Below are 15502 nucleotides of genomic sequence, written 5' to 3' on the forward strand. Positions count from 1 at the left end.
CACGAAACTTCCCTGGAGGAGACGATGATCCTGGTGACCGGTGCGACCGGCAACGTCGGGCGGCGCGTGGTCGAGCGGCTGGCTGCCGCGGGGCACGGCGTACGGGCCGTCACCCGCGACCCGAGCCGCGCGAGCCTGCCGGCGGGCGTGGAGGTGGTGGCCGCCGACCTGGCCGACCCGGAGACGGTGCGCCCGCACCTGGACGGTGTCGAGGCCGTGTTCCTGATCTGGCCGTTCGTCGATCCGGCCACGACGGCGCAGCTCGCTCCGCGCGTCGCCGCCGTGCTCGCGAGCGCCGGCTCGCCCCGGGTCGTGTACGTGTCGGCCGCCTCCGCCGAGGCCGACCCCGGCTCGTTCTGGGCCGTGGTGGAACGCGCCGTCGTCGCGTCCGGCCTGCCCTGGACGATGCTGCGCCCCACCGGAATCGCCACGAACGCGCTGGGATGGGCCGAGTCGATCCGCGCCGAGGGTGTGGTGCGCTGGCCGTACGGCGCGGCGGCCCGCTCGATGGTCCACGAGGACGACATCGCGGCGGTGGCGGTCGAGGCGCTGACCACCGACCGGCACGACCAGCGGACCTACGTGCTCACCGGCCCTCGGACGGTCACGCAGGCCGAGCAGGTGCGCACCATCGGTGCGGCGATCGGCCGAGACGTGCGGTGGCAGGACGTGCCCGCCGAGGCGGTACGCCCCATGCTGGTCGCGGCGATGGGCAGCGCCGCGTTCGCGGACGCGGCGCTGACCGGCTGGGCCGCCATGGCGGAGACTCCGGAGCAGGTGACCGGCGACGTGGCGGCGGTGCTGGGCCGGCCCGCCCGGACGTTCGCCGACTGGGCCGCCGACCACGCGGCCGACTTCGCCTGACCCGCCCGGCCGCAGCTGGCCGGCGTGGCCTGCGGGGTGGGCGCGGCCCTCGGCACCACCCTGATCCGACGGCGAGGGTCCATTGAGGAGTAGCGTCGGCACCATGGCCCGCCGCCGGATTCCACGCTGGCTCGCCCGCGCGCCGATCACCCTCTACCGGCACGGCCTCGGCCGGTTCCTCGGGCGGCGGCTGATGATGCTGGAGCACCGGGGCCGGCGATCCGGCCTGGCCCGGTACGTGGTGCTGGAGGTCGTCGACCGGGCGCCGGGCGTGCTCTTCCTCGCCTCCGGCTACGGTCGCGACTCCCAGTGGTTCCGCAACGTGCGGGCCGATCCCGACGTGCGGGTCTGGAACGGCCCGGACCGTGGGGTTCGGGCGCGGGCGACCGTGCTGACCGGGGACGAGGTACGGCGGCGGCTGGAGAGCTACCGGCAGCGCCACCGGCGGGCCGCGGCGGCCCTGGGCCGTACCCTCGGCATCCCCGAGTTGGTCGGCGCCGGTCCGCTCCCCGCCGACGTGGACCGGCGGCTGCCGCTGGTCCGCCTCGACCTCGATGGCCCGGGGGACGCCCGCTGAACGTCCGGCGACCGACGCTGGCGCGGCGGCCGCCGTCGAGGCCATGCTGACCCGATGGGGGTACGCGTCGAGCACGCCGGACCGGTGACCACGGTGATCCTGGACCGGCCGGAGGCCCGCAACGCCGTCGACGGCCCGACCGCCAGGGCCCTGGCCGACGCGTTCCGCGCCTTCGAGGCGGACCCGGACGCGGCGGTCGCCGTGCTCTGGGGCGCGGGCGGCACGTTCTGCGCCGGCGCCGACCTGAAGGCCATCGGCACGCCGCGCGGCAACCGGGTCGAACCCGAGGGTGACGGCCCGATGGGCCCGACCCGGATGCGGCTGTCCAAGCCGGTGCTCGCCGCGATCTCCGGGTACGCGGTGGCCGGCGGCCTGGAGCTGGCGCTCTGGTGCGACCTGCGGATCGCCGAGTCGGACGCCACGCTCGGGGTGTTCTGCCGGCGCTGGGGCGTGCCGCTGATCGACGGCGGGACGGTGCGGCTGCCCCGGCTCATCGGGGAGAGCCGCGCCATGGACCTGATCCTCACCGGCCGCCCGGTGCCCGCCGACGAGGCGTACGCGATGGGTCTGGTGAACCGGCTGGTCGCGCCGGGTGCGGCCCGGGCGGAGGCCGAGCGGCTGGCCGCCGAGATCGCCCGGCACCCGCAGACCTGCCTGCGCAACGACCGGGCCGCGGTGCTGTCGGGCGCCGGCCTGCCCGAGCCGGAGGCGCTGGCCACCGAGCTCGCCTTCGGCATGGAGTCCCTGGTCACCGACGGGATGCACGGCGCGAACCGGTTCACCGCCGGCGCCGGCCGGCACGGCACGCCGGTGGACTGACGGCTACTTCAGGTTGCGCAGGGCGTCCTCGATGGCGCGGTGGAAGGTCGGGTACGCGTAGATCATGTGCCGGAGCTGGCTGACCGGGACGGCCGCGTGCACGGCCACGACCAGCGCGGACAGCACCTCGCCGCCGGCCGGGCCGACCGAGGTGGCGCCGATCAGCACGCCCTGGTCGGCGTCGGCGACCAGCTTGATCAGGCCGGCGTTGCCGGCCTTGTGGATCCACCCACGGGTGGACGAGGTGAGGTCGGTGCAGCCGACCTGGACGTTGATGCCGCGGGCGCGGGCCTGCTGCTCGGTGAGGCCGACCGCGCCGACCTCCGGGTCGGTGAAGGTGACCCGGGGCAGCGCGCGGTAGTCGGCGACCGGCACGCTGCCCGGCGCGACGGTCGAGCCGCCCGTGCTCATGGCCCCGCCGACCGCGCTGACCACGCCGGCCGCGCCGCCGACCACACTGGCGGTGCCACTGGCGTCCGGACCGCCCTTCACCCGCCGCATGTGGTCGAGCACGTCGGCCACGACGATGCCCGCCTGGTACATGGCGATGTGGGTGAAGGCGCCCTCGCCGGTGAGGTCGCCGACCGCCCAGATCCGGTCGGCGGCGTGCATCCGCTCGTTCACCGGCAGGTAGCGCTGCGTGCAGTCGATGCCGACCGAATCCAGGCCCAGCTCCTCCAGGTGCGCCCGGCGGCCGGTCACCACCAGCAGCTTCTCGCCGCTGAACGCACGGTCGCCGGCGTGGACGGTGAAGCTCGTGCCGTCGTGGGCGACCCGCTCGGCCTTGACCCCGGTGTGGATCTCCACCCCGTCGGAGCGCAGCGCCCCGGCGACGATCTCGGAGGCCTCCGGCTCCTCGACGGCGAGCACCCGGTCGGCCGCCTCGACCACGGTCACCCGGACCCCGAACCGGGCGAAGACCTGGGCCAGCTCCAGCCCGATCGCGCCGCCGCCCAACACCAGCAGCGACTCCGGCAGCTCCTCGACCTCGATGGCCTGGTGGTTGGTCCAGTACGGGGTGTCGGCCAGGCCGTCGATGGGCGGCACGGAGGGGCGGGTGCCGGCGCCGAGGACGACCCCGTACCGGGCCTCGAACACCTGGTCACCGACGCGGACCCGGTTCGGGCCGTCGAGCCGGCCGCTGCCCCGGACGAACCGGCCGCCCTTGCCGGTGAACCGGTCCACCGCCACCCGGTCGTCCCAGGTGTCGGTGGCCTCCTCGCGGATCCGCTTCGCGACCGGCGCCCAGTCGGGCCGCACGTCGGCGCTGCCGGCCAGCTCGTTGACCCGGCGCGCCTCGGCGAGGGCGTTGGCCGCCCGGATCATCATCTTGCTCGGGATGCAGCCCCAGTAGGGGCACTCGCCGCCGACCAGGTCGCGCTCGATCCCGACCACGGTGAGGCCGGCCTCGGCAAGCCGCCCGGCCACCTCCTCGCCGCCGACTCCCAGCCCGACCACGACCACGTCCACCAGTTCCGACTCCGCCACCCCGCCAGCATTCCGCACCGCCGGGCCACCGGCCACCGCGTCGGGCCGGAATTCCCGCGCCGGTGATCATCACCACGGCCTACGGTGGCCGGATGCAGGCACGCTTCGCCCCGGTCCGAGACTGCTTCCACGACCTGTTCGCCGCCCGCCGGGAAACCGGCGCGGCCCTGGCCGTCTGGTACGACGGCGCGCCGGTGCTCGACCTGGTCGGCGGCACCCGCGCCGCCGTCCCGCCCGGCGTGGCCGTCCCGGCCGTCGGGGCCGAGGCGCCGTGGCGGCCGGACACCCTGGTGAACGTCTACTCGGTGGGCAAGCCGGTGGTCGCGCTCTGCCTCCTGCTCCTCGTCGACCGGGGCCGCGTCGACCTCGACGCGCCGGTGTCGGCGTACTGGCCGGGGTTCCGCGCCCCGGCCACCGTGCGGCAGGTGCTCGCCCACACCGCCGGGCTGCCCGCGTTCCCGGTGCCCCGGCCCGCCGCGGCGATCACCGACTGGGGGCTGCTCTGCGCCGACCTGGCCGCCGCCGACCCGGAGTGGACGCCGGGCAGCGTCGCGGGCGAGCACGCCTGGACGTACGGGCACCTGGTCGGCGAGCTGGTCCGCCGGGTGGACGGGCGGCCGGTGGGGCGGTTCCTGGCCGAGGAGATCGCCGGGCCGTGGCGCCTCGACCTGGCCTTCGGTCTGGACGCGGCGGACCAGCGGCGCTGCGCCGACCTGTCGTACGCCGACCCGGACTGGCCGGTGCGGATGCTGGGCGAGCCGGGGTCACTGCGCGCCCGCGCGGTGGGCAACCCGGCCGGCGGCCTGGACGTGGCGGTGATGAACGACCCGCGCTGGCGCGGCACGGAGTTCCCGGCGGTGAACCTGCACGCCACCGCGTCCGCCCTGGCCCGCCTCTACGCCGGCCTGCTCGCCGGCGGCACCCTCGACGGGGTAAGCCGGTTCAGCCCCGAGCTGGTCGCCGAGGCGACCCGGGTGCAGTACGACGGGCCGGACCTGGTGCTGGACCGCCGGGCGTCCTGGACGTTGGGCATGCAGTGGGAGCCGGACGGGAGCTGGGGCATGGGCGGGATCGGCGGCAGCAGCGCCTGGGCCGACCCGGAGCGCGGCTACACCTTCGCGTATGCGACCGGTCGGCTGGCCGACCACGACCGGGTGGAGGATCTGGTCGAGGCGCTGCACTCCTGTCTCTGACGGGAAGCGGACTGAGGCCACACCGGGTCGGCGTCCGGACCTCCAGCGCGTGCGGTCGCTCACGCCACCAGGGCCGGCCGGAGCGCCGGGCCGGGGATCCGCACCGGCGCGCCGGGCGGGGTGACCAGCGCCTGCGCGGCCACCGCCATCCGCCGGCGCCGGGGTACGCGGGCCCGCCGGACGAACACGTCGAAGTCCTGTGCGGCCACCTCGTCGAGGATGCCGCCGTAGAGCGCGTACGCGGTGCGCATGCAGGCCTGCGAGGCCGGGGCGAGCAGCGGGATGCCGGGCGCGGCGGCCTCGTAGTGGGCCTGGGCGCGGGTCACCTCGTACGCGATCAGCTCCCGCAGTCGCGGGGTGCTGCGGCCGGCGGCCCGGGCGGCGAGCAGGTCCTCGCGGGTGACGTCGAACGCGGCCAGGTCCTGGTCGGGCAGGTAGGTGCGCCCCCGGTCCAGGTCCTCGGCGACGTCCCGGATGAAGTTGGTGAGCTGGAAGGCGAGACCGAGCTGGCGGGCCGGCTCCCGGGCGGCGGCCGGGTCGGAGCTGCCCAGGATCGGCAGCATCATGGTGCCGATGACCGCCGCCGACCCCTCCATGTAGTCGAGCACGTCGTCGTAGGTCGGGTACGACGGGACCGTGAGGTCCATCGTCATGCTGCGCAGGAACGACGCGAAGTCGTCGCGGTCCAGATCGAAGACGGCGATGGTGTGCAGCACGGCGGGGAGCAGCGGGTCGTCGACCGGCTCGCCGTGCAGGCCGGCGACGAACCGGGCGGACCACTCGGCGAGCCGGGCCGCGCGCTCGGCCGGTGGGAGTTCCTCGGTGCGGTCGACGATCTCGTCGGCGTAGCGCGTGAAGCCGTACAAGGCGTGCACATGCCGCCGTTTCCAGGCGGGCAGCAGCCGGGTGGCGAGATAGTAGGTACGGCCGTGACGCCGGTGCAGCTCGCGGCAGCGTTCATAGGCAGCGGTGAGATCCGTGTCCACCGGCCCTCCTCCAGATTCGACGCAGCAATCGACGCAACTCGTAACCCTAGGGTACGCTCGCCCGCATGGCCAACGACGCAGTTGCCGGTACTCCGCCCCGCTTCGTCGCGCCGGCACAGCCCGGCGCGACCGACGATCCGGTCCGCGGCGTCCTGGCCGCGTTCACACAGGACCTGGTGACGGGCGTCGACGAGACCCTCACGGCGTTCCTGTCCGCCGAGGTCGACGCGCTCGCCGAGATCGACGTGGCGATGGGCGGGTTCGCCGCGACGGCCCGCGACTGCGTGCTGGCCGCCGGCAAGCGGGTCCGGCCGACGTTCGCGTACTGGGGCTGGCGCGGCGTGGTCGGCGGCGACGCGCCGCTGCCCTCGGTGCTGCCGGCGCTCGCCGCGCTCGAACTGCTGCACACCTTCGCGCTGGTGCACGACGACGTGATGGACGCCTCCGACACCCGGCGCGGCCGGCCCACCGCGCACCGGGCCGCCGCCCTGCGGCACCGGGCGGCCGGGCACACCGGTGACCCGGAGCGCTACGGCGAGGCCGTCGCTGTGCTCATCGGCGACCTCTGCCTGGTCTGGGCCGACCGGCTCATGACGCACGCCGCCGTGCCGCCGGCCCGGCTGCTCGACGTACGCCGCTGCTACGACCAGATGCGGGTGGAGACCGTCGCCGGACAGTTCCTCGACGTGCTGGGCGAGCACGACGCGGCGAACTGGTCGGTCGACCGGGCGCTGCGGGTGGCCCGCTACAAGACGGCCGGCTACACCGTCCAGCGACCGCTGCTCTTCGGCGCCGCCCTGGCCGGCGCCGAGGCGGACTCCCGGCTGATAACCGCCTACACGCGCTACGGGCTGGCCGTCGGGGAGGCGTTCCAACTCCGGGACGACCTGCTCGGGGTCTACGGTGATCCGGCCGCCACCGGCAAGCCGGCCGGGGACGACCTGCGGACCGGCAAACCGACCGTGCTGCTGATGCTCGCCCGGCAGCTCGCCACACCGGCCCAGCGCCGCGCGCTGGAGCGGGCCGGCACGGTCACCGGGGCGGGCGAGGTGGCCCGGCTGGCCGACCTGGTACGCGACACCGGGGCGGTGGCCCGGGTGGAACGGATGATCGCCGACCGGGTGACCGAGGCGCAGGTGGTGCTCGACGGCGCGCCGATCGACGGCACCGCGCGCACCGCGTTGACCGGCCTCGCCACCGCCGCCACCACGCGGCGGGCATGATGGGCAACTTCACGAACAAGGGAGCCGGAATGCGCACCGTGAGCGGGCGTACCGACCGGGTGGTGATCGTCGGCGCGGGGCTGGGCGGGTTGGCCTGCGCACTGCACCTGGCCGGCAGCGGCCGGCAGGTGACCGTGCTGGAACGGGAGCCGGTGCCGGGTGGGCGCGCCGGCCGGCTCGGCGTCGACGGGTACGAGTTCGACACCGGACCGACCGTGCTCACCATGCCCGACCTGATCGCCGAGGCCCTCGGCGCGGTCGGCGAGGAGCTGAGCGACTGGCTCGACCTGACCCCGCTCGACCCGGCCTACCGGGCCTGGTACCCGGACGGGTCGACGCTGGACGTCATCACCGACACCACCCGGATGGCCGCCGAGATCGCCCGGGTCTGCGGGCCCCGGGAGGCGGACGGCTACCTGCGCTTCGTCGACTACGCGCGCGACCTGTGGCGCTGGGAGCGGGCGGATTTCATCGAGCGCAACCTGGACGCGCCGACCGACCTGCTCACCGGCAACCTGCTCAGGCTGCTGGCGAACGGCGCCTTCCGGCGGCTCCAGACGAAGATCGACCAGTTCTTCCGGGACCCGCGTACCCAGCGGATCTTCTCCTTCCAGGCCATGTACGCGGGCCTCGCGCCGCACGACGCGCTGGCCATCTACGCGGTCATCGCGTACCTCGACTCGGTGGCCGGGGTGTGCTTCCCGCGCGGCGGCATCCACGCGGTCTCCCGGGGGATGGCCGGCGCGGCCGAGAAGCACGGCGTGCAGATCCGCTACGGCACCACGGTGACCCGGGTCGAGACGGCGCACGGCCGGGCCACCGGCGTGGTCACCGCCGACGGCGAGTTCGTCCCCGCGGACGTCGTGGTGCTCAACCCGGACCTGCCGGTCGCCTACCGGGACCTGCTGCCGGCGAGCCGGCAGCGCAAGCTCACCTACTCGCCCTCCTGCGTGGTGCTGCACGTCGGTTCGACGCAGGGCTACAGCCGGATCGCCCACCACAACATCCACTTCGGGCGGTCCTGGAAGGGCACGTTCGACGAGGTGATCCGGCGGGGCGAGCTGATGACCGACCCGTCGCTGCTGGTGACCAACCCGAGCCGGACCGACCCGTCGGTGGCCCCGGCCGGCAGGCACACCTACTACGTGCTCGCCCCGGTGCCGAACCTCCACCGGGCGCCCTTCCACTGGCCGGGCGACCTGACCCGCCGCTACGCCGACCAGCTCGTGACGACGCTGGAGGAGCGGGGCTACGTCGGCTTCGGCGACGGCATCGAGGTGCTGCGCGCGGTGACCCCGGCCGACTGGGCGGCGCAGGGCATGGCCGCCGGCACCCCGTTCGCCGCCGCGCACAGCCTCTTCCAGACCGGCCCCTTCCGCCCGCCGAACCTGCACCGGACGCTGGGCAACGTGGTCTTCGTCGGCTCCGGCACCCAGCCCGGCGTGGGCGTGCCGATGGTCCTCATCAGCGGCAAGCTCGCCGCCTCGCGGATCACCGGGAGGACATCTTGACGGCCCGGGAGAAGCACCTCGTCGAGCTGGTCGACGACGGCGGGCGGGTGCTCGGCGAGACCACCGTGGCCGCCGCCCACCAGCCACCCGGCCGGCTGCACCGGGCCTTCTCGGTGCTGCTGGTCGACCCGCGGGGGCGGATCCTGCTGCAACAGCGGGCCGCCGTGAAGACCCGGTTCCCGCTGCGCTGGGCCAACGCCTGCTGCGGCCACCCCCTGCCCGGCGAGTCGCTGGTCGAGGCCGCCAACCGGCGGCTCGCCGAGGAACTCGGCGTCGACCCGGTCGACCTCACCGAGGTCGGGGTCTACGTCTACTACGCCGAGGACCCGGCCACCGGTCGGGTCGAGTTCGAGTACGACCACGTGCTGCGCGCCGACGTACCGGCCGACCTGCCGATCCGGCCCGACCCGGACGAGGTGGCCACCCTGCGCTGGGTCGACCCCCACGAGCTGGAGGCGGAGCTGGACGTCGACCCCCGCGCGTACGCGCCCTGGCTCGGCGGGGTGGTGAACCGGCTGCTGCGGCCGGCCCGTCCCGTCGCCGACGTGACCCGGACGGGCGCGCCGGCCGACAAGGCACCGGAGCGGTCGGGTGGCGGATGAGGCGCTGAGCGCGGGAGCCGTCGCGCGCCGGCTGGGGGTCGCCGTCACCACCCTGCGCACGTGGCACCAGCGCTACGGCCTCGGCCCCAGCGAGCACGTGCCGGGGCACCACCGGCGCTACACGCCCGCGGACCTCGCGCGCCTGGACATCATGCGCCGGCTCACCGCGGAGGGGGTCGCCCCCGCCGAGGCCGCGCGCTGGGCCCGGCAGGCACCGGCCGTCCTCCCCGCCGAACGGCCCGGGCTGAACCGGCGGGTCACGGCGGCCCGGGACGGCGGCGGAACGACCATCCCGGTCGGCCGCGCCGGACCGGTGGCCCGCGGCGTGGCCCGCGCCGCCATGCGGCTGGACTCGGTGGCGATCGGCCGGGCCATCGCGCACGCCCTCGCCACCGACGGCGTGGTCCCCACCTGGGACGGGCTGCTGCGGCCGGTGCTCGCCGGCATCGGCGAACGGCACGCCGCCACCGGCGGGCTGGTCGAGGTCGAGCACCTGATGTCCCGCTGCGTCTCCGAGGCGTTCGCCACCGTGGCCCGGGCACACCCGGCCGCCGGGCCGGCCCGGATCCTGCTCGCCTGCGCCGATGAGGAACAACACACCCTGCCGCTGGAGGCGCTGGCCGCCGCCCTGGCCGAGGTCGGGGTGGGCTACCGGATGCTGGGCGCCCGGGTGCCGGTGCCCGCCCTGGTCGAGGCGGTCAACCGCACCGGCCCGGCGGCCGTGGTGCTCTGGTCGCACACCCGCGCCACGGCCGATCCGGACCAGCTCACCGCGGTGCTCGCCGCCCCGCGCCGCCCCCTGCTGGTGCTCGCCGCCGGGCCGGGCTGGCGGGCCGACACGCTCCCGGCCGGGGTGGTCCGCCCGGTGAACCTGGCCGAGGCGGTCTCCCTGGCGGTGGCCGTACGGGATTCCCTGGACCAGTCGACGACGGGCTGAGGGGTCGGGCCCTCCCGATTCGGCGCGACGTCCACTACGGTCGGAAAGTCCGCCCGACCCCACCCCCTCTCGGAGCGACGATGCGTCCACGCGCCGTGCTGGCGTTCGCCCTCGGCCTGGTCCTCCTCATGGCCGGCTGCGGCGAGCCCGGCAAGACCCCGTCCCAGGCCGGCGCCTCACCGGCCGCCCCGGCCGCCCCGGCGCCGTCGCCCACGCCGAGCCCACGGCCCAGCCCGAGCCGCACCACCCCGCCCAAGCCCAAGCTGCGGCCGATGCCGAAGACCCTGCCCGCCGGGCTGCACCGCTCCAGCGGCAGCCAAGGGGTCGCCCTCACCTTCGACGACGGGCCGGACCCCCGGTACACGCCGCAGATCCTCGACCAGCTCCGGGCGGCCCACGTCACGGCGACCTTCTGCCTGGTCGGCAAGCAGGCCAAGCGCTACCCGCAGCTGGTGGCCCGGATCGCCCGCGAGGGGCACCAGATCTGCAACCACAGCTGGCGGCACGACATCAACCTCGGCCGCCGGCCGCTGGCCGAGATCCGGGCCGACCTGGTCCGCACCAACCAGGCCATCCGGGCGGCCGCGCCGCGTGTCCCGATCACCTGGTTCCGCCAGCCCGGCGGCCGCTGGACGGCGGAGGAGCTGACGGTGGCCCGCCAGCTCGGGCTGCGCCCGCTGCACTGGAGCGTCGACCCGCAGGACTGGGATCACCCGCCGGCGAAGACGATCGTCAAGCGGGTGACGGCCGCGACCCACCACGGCTCGATCGTCCTGATGCACGACGCGGGCGGCGACCGGACCCAGACGATGGCCGCCTGCCGGCACCTGATTCCGGACCTCAAGCGGCGGTACGGGATCTCCCGGCTACGGTGACATCGCCTCTGACCTGCGGTTTCGCCCGGCTCTGCGCCCGTGGCCATACCGGTTTGGCCGGCCGAGGAGGCATGGCATATGCTTCTCATGCCTCCGGCGGGGCCGGATGGGAGCAAGTCCGCTTGAAGTTGCGAGTGTGCAATGATGGCGGGGCCGCCCTCATCGTCTAGCGGCCCAGGACGCCGCCCTTTCAAGGCGGTAGCACGGGTTCGAATCCCGTTGGGGGCACGGTCCGGCTCAGGCCGGATGCAACACCAGCTAGGTCCTGTGGAGCAGTTGGAGTGCTCGCCGCCCTGTCAAGGCGGAGGTCGCGGGTTCAAGTCCCGTCAGGACCGCAAGCGCTGACGCCGCGCCCTTCATGCGCGGCGTTCTGCGTATCGGCCTGTGCGGTAGCATGAGCCGACAGCACGGCCAGGTAGCTCAGTTGGTACGAGCGTCCGACTGAAAATCGGAAGGTCGGCGGTTCGACCCCGCCCCTGGCCACATAGCCTTTCGCCGGGCTACAGGAGCGCCGACCAGCGGAAACGCCGGTCGGCGTTCTGCTTACGCCCCGGGATCCCGCCTGTCTGGTCTGACCCTCGTTGACCCCGGAATCCCTCTGCTGGCCGCCCCTTGTTGCCTGGGGACTGCACGGACCCCGTCATGCTGGTCGGCCGAGAACGCGTGGCCGGCTGGCAAGGTCAAGATTGCTGTCAGCAGGGAGTGTTCGTGATCTCGGGTTGTTATCCGGGCGGTGCCGGTGCCTCGGAGGGCCGCCCGGCCGCGCGGTGGACGTCGGCGATGGCGATCGCGAGCAGCGCGGCGGATGCCGCGGCTACCGCCGTCAGCGGTGGGGTGAAGGCCAGCGGCACGGTCAGCAGTAGGAGGACGGCGATGCCGATCAGCCGGGGCCGGGACATGCGGGAGAAGACCACGCGCTCCAGCAGCGCCCGGCCGAAGAGGTAGATGGCGGGTCCGCCGAGGATGACCGCCAGCCAGGCGGAAGCGCTGTGGCCGGCGGGATGTGTCTGTACGAGTTCGTGTCCGGCGGCGGTGGCGAGGACGCCCACGATCATGAAGACGTGAGCGCCGGCAGCGACGCGGCCCAGGCGGGCGGGATCTTTCGCCGACGCGATCGCCACTCCGAAGAGGTCTCCTGCCTTGTAGGAGTAGATGCGCCAGAGCAGCACGGCGGTGAGGAACGCGATCACCAGCCCGAATGTCTGCGTGAGGCTTCGGAACCCGGCCTGGTCGGTGTAGGCGATGCCGACCGCGAGGATCGCCTCTCCGAGCGCGATCATCAGCAACTGTCGGTACCGGTCGGCGAGGTGCTCGGGGGCGTGCGCCCAGGCTGTAATGCGTTCTCGTCCCAGCCGGGGCGCCGGCCAGCCCGTTCGGGCGGCTCCGTATTCGATGGTGACGGCGAGCAGCCACAGCAGCGTCCCGGCCGTGCCGCCCGTGACGGCGCCGAGGAGCCAGGGCACGGCGGATATGCAGAACCAGAACAGGGTTGCCAGATAGCGGCGTCGAAGGGGATGCCTGCGCAGCGTCAGCGCGAGCACCGCCACCCGGCTGATCTGCAGGGCGACGTAGATCACGGCGAAGGCCAGGGCGGTCGCGTCGAACGCCTCCGGAATGGCAGCGCCCAGCAGCAGCACACCGAACGCCGTCACCAGCACCACGACCTGGGCCTCGTTGCCACGAGGGTCGAAGCGAGCCGTCCCGTAGGCCGTCATCGTCCACACCCAGATCAGCGGCAGGATCAGCAGCATCACCCGCAGCAACGTCACCCACTGGTCGGTCGCGGACGCACTTGCCAGACCGGGGGCGCTGGACGCCACCACCTGGTTGAGCGCGAAGACCACCACCAGATCGAAGAACAGCTCGACGAAGCTGGCCTGCTGCGGGCTGCGCTCACCACGCAGCAGCCGCACCGCCCGACCGGCACCCTTCGCCGAACCGGCGCTTCCCATGGCTGCCATTCAATGCGGAGTTGCGGCCTCCGATGGTGACTTCCGGGAATCGCAGGGCCCCCAAGGGCGTGTTGACAACGGCTACGGGAAGTGCCGCTCACTCGCGGATCTCCTCGCCGGGCAGTCGTAGACCGGCCAGTAGGGTGGGGCCGGTTCGACCCCTTCCCTGGCCACCTGGCCTTTGCCGGCCCACAGACATCCCCACCAGCGGAAACGCCGGTGAGGATCTTGCTGTCGGCCGTCCCGGCGGGTGGTCGCGAAGCCTGGCTCAGGGGCGTGAGTCCGGGTCGGGCCGGGGTTGGTCCCGATGGTGTGTCGGGCGGAGCCGGGCGAAGACTGAGCCGTATGACGAGAGAGCAGCGGGACATCTTCGCGCCCTGGCGGTTCACCTACGGGGCCGAGAGCCGGCGACGGCTCGCCGCGTCCGTGGTGGCCGTGCCCCGGGCGCTGGGCGCACTGGATGGGGCGGCGCGGCGGCCCGGTCGCCTTCGGGGACTGGGCAGGGCCCTGCTCGCCCTGCCGGTCGCGGTCGCCTCCACCGCGCTCACCGCGGTGCTCGCCTACCTGGTGCTGATCAACGTGCTGGCGTACCCGATCCGCCCCTGGCTCGGACTCGGCGAGCAGATCGGCACGGCCTGGTACGCCCACGCCTGGGGCGGCCCGACCCTGGCCGGCGCGTGGGCGACCCACGCGGCGCTGGTCCTGCTGCTGGTCGTACCGCCGATGGTCTGGGCCGTCCGAGGACTCACCGCCCTCCAGTGGCGGCTCACCGATCACCACCGAGTCGTCCATGTCACCGCGCGGCCCCTCCCGCCTCGGCGGCTGACCAATCGGACTTCGGCCGCACCGGCCGTCGCGCCGTCCCCGGCGGTGCGCGTCGCACCCGCCGTCGTCGAGCCGGTGGCCGTCCGGCCGGCACCGCCGCTGCCCGTCGCGGTGGTCACCCGGCCCGTGCGGCAGGACGCCGGGGCGACGCGCGGCGGGCGGGGGCGCCGCGTGGGAGCCGTGCTCGCGGCCGTGGGGCTGCTGGTGGCCTGCTCGCTCACCGCGCACGCCAACGGGATCGGGGACAACCTGATCTGGGCGCCGCGCGACCTGACCAGCGGCGTCGCCCTCGCCGTGACGCTCACGCCGGTCGCGGGGCTGCTGCTGCTCCGGCGTACGGCCTGGTGGCGGTCCCCGGCCCGGCTTCGCTGAGCCTGCGGGACTACCGCTCCGGTCGGTGCTGGCTCATGCCGTTCTGGATCGCCTCCCAGACGCTCCGGCCGGCCTGCAGCAGCGTCTCCCCGGCCTGGCCGGCGAGCTGGGCCGGGCCGGGCGGGCCGCCCGGCCCCTTCTCCCCTTCCTCCGGCTTGCCGCCGGCAGCCGGCTTCCCCTGCTCGCCGGCCTTCCCCTGCTCACCGGTCGCGCCCTGGTCCGCGGTCTTCCCCGGCTCGGCCGCCTTCCCCGCGGCGGATGGCCCTCCAGGTCCGGTGGGCGGCTGACCGGTCGGCGGGCGGCCGGCACCCGCACCGGACGGGCCACCGCCGGGCTGCCCACCCTCCCGGCCGGGCTGCCCGCCCGCGCCGGTCTGGCCGGCTCCGACGCCGGGCTGCCAACCCTCGCGGGACGTGCCGCCGCCCTGTTGGCTCGCCGGGCCGCCCTCGCGGGTGGCACCGCCGCCCCCGCGAGTGGACGGCTGCTGACCGCCACCACCGCCAGGCGGAGCGCCGGCCCCGCCGGACGGCGGCCGGTCCCCGGCGCCCGCCTGCGGTTTCGGCTGCCCTTGATCGCCCGCTGGCGGCTTCGGCCGCCCCTGGCCCGGTGACGGTGCCGGGTGTCCCTGGTCGCCGATCGGCGGCTCGGGGGCACGGGCCCCGCTCGGCGCCGCCGGGGACGGCGGTGCGGGCCGGCCGACGCCCTCCCGGGGTGGCCGGTCGGCCACCGCACCGACCGTCCCGATGCGCTGCCCGCTCTCGTCGCGGACGGGTGCGCCCGCCAGCCGCCGGGCCACCCGGTTGACCTCCTCGACGTCGGTCACGGCCGAGCGGGCCAGCGCCTCGATGAGGTGCGGGTTCCGGTCGATGGTGGTGAGTGCGCGGTCCAGAATCTGCACCAGCTTCTCCAGGCGCACCTTGAGCAGCACCTCGGCGCTGACGCCGGTGACGTCCAGTTCCACGTCGTCCAGATGCACCCGGACCCCGGCGTCGAGCTGCAGCAGGTTGGCCAGCCGGGCGCGCAGTGACAGGTCGGCGTCGAGCCCTCGGACGGACAGCCGGATCTGGTCGACCGTCACCTCCGGGATGTCGAGCAGGACGTCCGGCTCGGACTGCCCGCCGTCCTGGCGGGCGGGCCGCCCGCCCGTCTGGTCCGGCTTCCGCTCGGTCGCTCCGTTCTCGCTCATGCTCCCCGCTCCCCGCTGACCCGTCGGCCGGGCCGAATCAGCGGCGGTTACCCGGTTTCCGGCGGGGCATCCCTGGTGGTCCCACACGCCCG

The 15502-nt window shown here is 74.8% G+C and carries 14 protein-coding genes and 3 tRNA genes; 13 read left to right on the forward strand and 4 right to left on the reverse strand.

The window, feature by feature from the left end; all coding sequences use genetic code 11:
* The first annotated feature begins 24 nt into the window (after positions 1-24).
* From RMN56_RS10420 to RMN56_RS10430, 3 genes are all read left to right on the forward strand, one after another.
* Positions 25-864: an SDR family oxidoreductase gene (locus RMN56_RS10420; protein WP_313723623.1), complete on the forward strand. Its 840-nt coding sequence runs from the start codon at positions 25-27 to the stop codon at positions 862-864.
* A gap of 103 nt (positions 865-967) precedes the next feature.
* Complete coding sequence (locus RMN56_RS10425; RefSeq protein WP_313723624.1) at positions 968-1441, forward strand: nitroreductase family deazaflavin-dependent oxidoreductase; 474 nt, start codon at positions 968-970, stop codon at positions 1439-1441.
* Positions 1442-1495: 54 nt separating this feature from the next.
* Positions 1496-2260 (forward strand): crotonase/enoyl-CoA hydratase family protein, encoded by a 765-nt coding sequence (locus tag RMN56_RS10430; protein WP_313723625.1) that lies wholly within the window; start codon positions 1496-1498, stop codon positions 2258-2260.
* Positions 2261-2263: 3 nt separating this feature from the next.
* Here the strand turns inward: RMN56_RS10430 and RMN56_RS10435 are convergent, their stop codons facing one another.
* Positions 2264-3748, reverse strand: coding sequence for a dihydrolipoyl dehydrogenase family protein (locus RMN56_RS10435; RefSeq protein WP_313723626.1), 1485 nt, complete (start codon positions 3746-3748; stop codon positions 2264-2266).
* 92 nt (positions 3749-3840) lie between these two features.
* Here RMN56_RS10435 and RMN56_RS10440 point away from each other — a divergent pair, with 92 nt between their 5' ends.
* Entirely contained in the window at positions 3841-4941 is a 1101-nt protein-coding gene (locus RMN56_RS10440; protein ID WP_313723627.1) for a serine hydrolase domain-containing protein, read from the forward strand.
* Between the two features lie 59 nt (positions 4942-5000).
* Here the strand turns inward: RMN56_RS10440 and RMN56_RS10445 are convergent, their stop codons facing one another.
* Positions 5001-5927, reverse strand: coding sequence for a phytoene/squalene synthase family protein (locus RMN56_RS10445; protein ID WP_313723628.1), 927 nt, complete (start codon positions 5925-5927; stop codon positions 5001-5003).
* A gap of 65 nt (positions 5928-5992) precedes the next feature.
* Here RMN56_RS10445 and RMN56_RS10450 point away from each other — a divergent pair, with 65 nt between their 5' ends.
* The 8 genes from RMN56_RS10450 to RMN56_RS10485 all read left to right on the forward strand — a co-directional run bounded on the left by RMN56_RS10450 (position 5993) and on the right by RMN56_RS10485 (position 11558).
* Positions 5993-7150, forward strand: a complete 1158-nt coding sequence (locus RMN56_RS10450; RefSeq protein ID WP_313723629.1) for a polyprenyl synthetase family protein — start codon at positions 5993-5995, stop codon at positions 7148-7150.
* A gap of 29 nt (positions 7151-7179) precedes the next feature.
* On the forward strand, positions 7180-8661 hold the full coding sequence (gene crtI / locus RMN56_RS10455) for a phytoene desaturase family protein (protein ID WP_313723630.1): 1482 nt from the start codon (positions 7180-7182) through the stop codon (positions 8659-8661).
* Positions 8658-9263 carry an isopentenyl-diphosphate Delta-isomerase gene (gene idi, locus RMN56_RS10460; RefSeq protein ID WP_313723631.1) on the forward strand — a complete coding sequence of 202 codons (606 nt, stop codon included), beginning with the start codon at positions 8658-8660 and terminating at the stop codon, positions 9261-9263. The genes crtI and idi overlap by 4 nt, the downstream gene beginning before the upstream one ends.
* Positions 9253-10200, forward strand: coding sequence for a MerR family transcriptional regulator (locus RMN56_RS10465; RefSeq protein ID WP_313723632.1), 948 nt, complete (start codon positions 9253-9255; stop codon positions 10198-10200). Before idi ends, RMN56_RS10465 begins: the two co-directional genes overlap by 11 nt.
* A gap of 80 nt (positions 10201-10280) precedes the next feature.
* Entirely contained in the window at positions 10281-11075 is a 795-nt protein-coding gene (locus RMN56_RS10470; RefSeq protein WP_313723633.1) for a polysaccharide deacetylase family protein, read from the forward strand.
* A 155-nt stretch (positions 11076-11230) separates the two neighbouring features.
* Positions 11231-11303, forward strand: a tRNA-Glu gene (locus RMN56_RS10475).
* Positions 11304-11336: 33 nt separating this feature from the next.
* A tRNA-Asp gene (locus RMN56_RS10480) sits at positions 11337-11410 on the forward strand.
* Positions 11411-11484: 74 nt separating this feature from the next.
* Positions 11485-11558: transfer RNA gene (locus RMN56_RS10485), tRNA-Phe, on the forward strand.
* Between the two features lie 239 nt (positions 11559-11797).
* On the opposite strand, the gene RMN56_RS10490 is transcribed toward RMN56_RS10485, so the two are convergent.
* On the reverse strand, positions 11798-12988 hold the full coding sequence (locus RMN56_RS10490; protein WP_313723634.1) for a low temperature requirement protein A: 1191 nt from the start codon (positions 12986-12988) through the stop codon (positions 11798-11800).
* 384 nt (positions 12989-13372) lie between these two features.
* Here RMN56_RS10490 and RMN56_RS10495 point away from each other — a divergent pair, with 384 nt between their 5' ends.
* Positions 13373-14224 (forward strand): hypothetical protein, encoded by an 852-nt coding sequence (locus RMN56_RS10495; protein WP_313723635.1) that lies wholly within the window; start codon positions 13373-13375, stop codon positions 14222-14224.
* Positions 14225-14234: 10 nt separating this feature from the next.
* Here the strand turns inward: RMN56_RS10495 and RMN56_RS10500 are convergent, their stop codons facing one another.
* Positions 14235-15410, reverse strand: coding sequence for a hypothetical protein (locus tag RMN56_RS10500; RefSeq protein WP_313723636.1), 1176 nt, complete (start codon positions 15408-15410; stop codon positions 14235-14237).
* Positions 15411-15502 lie beyond the last annotated feature (92 nt).

It is taken from the genome of Micromonospora halotolerans (genome assembly GCF_032108445.1).
In the GTDB taxonomy this organism is placed as follows: Bacteria; Actinomycetota; Actinomycetes; order Mycobacteriales; family Micromonosporaceae; genus Micromonospora; species Micromonospora halotolerans.

What these genes read in the sequence shown, in the direction of transcription:
- RMN56_RS10420 (WP_313723623.1), top strand. Translation starts at nt 25, where the DNA reads ATGATCCTGGTGACCGGTGCGACCGGCAACGTCGGGCGGCGCGTGGTC.
- RMN56_RS10425 (WP_313723624.1), top strand. Translation starts at nt 968, where the DNA reads ATGGCCCGCCGCCGGATTCCACGCTGGCTCGCCCGCGCGCCGATCACC.
- RMN56_RS10430 (WP_313723625.1), top strand. Translation starts at nt 1,496, where the DNA reads ATGGGGGTACGCGTCGAGCACGCCGGACCGGTGACCACGGTGATCCTG.
- RMN56_RS10440 (WP_313723627.1), top strand. Translation starts at nt 3,841, where the DNA reads ATGCAGGCACGCTTCGCCCCGGTCCGAGACTGCTTCCACGACCTGTTC.
- RMN56_RS10450 (WP_313723629.1), top strand. Translation starts at nt 5,993, where the DNA reads ATGGCCAACGACGCAGTTGCCGGTACTCCGCCCCGCTTCGTCGCGCCG.
- crtI (WP_313723630.1), top strand. Translation starts at nt 7,180, where the DNA reads ATGCGCACCGTGAGCGGGCGTACCGACCGGGTGGTGATCGTCGGCGCG.
- RMN56_RS10470 (WP_313723633.1), top strand. Translation starts at nt 10,281, where the DNA reads ATGCGTCCACGCGCCGTGCTGGCGTTCGCCCTCGGCCTGGTCCTCCTC.
- RMN56_RS10495 (WP_313723635.1), top strand. Translation starts at nt 13,373, where the DNA reads ATGACGAGAGAGCAGCGGGACATCTTCGCGCCCTGGCGGTTCACCTAC.
- RMN56_RS10500 (WP_313723636.1), bottom strand. Translation starts at nt 15,410, where the DNA reads ATGAGCGAGAACGGAGCGACCGAGCGGAAGCCGGACCAGACGGGCGGG.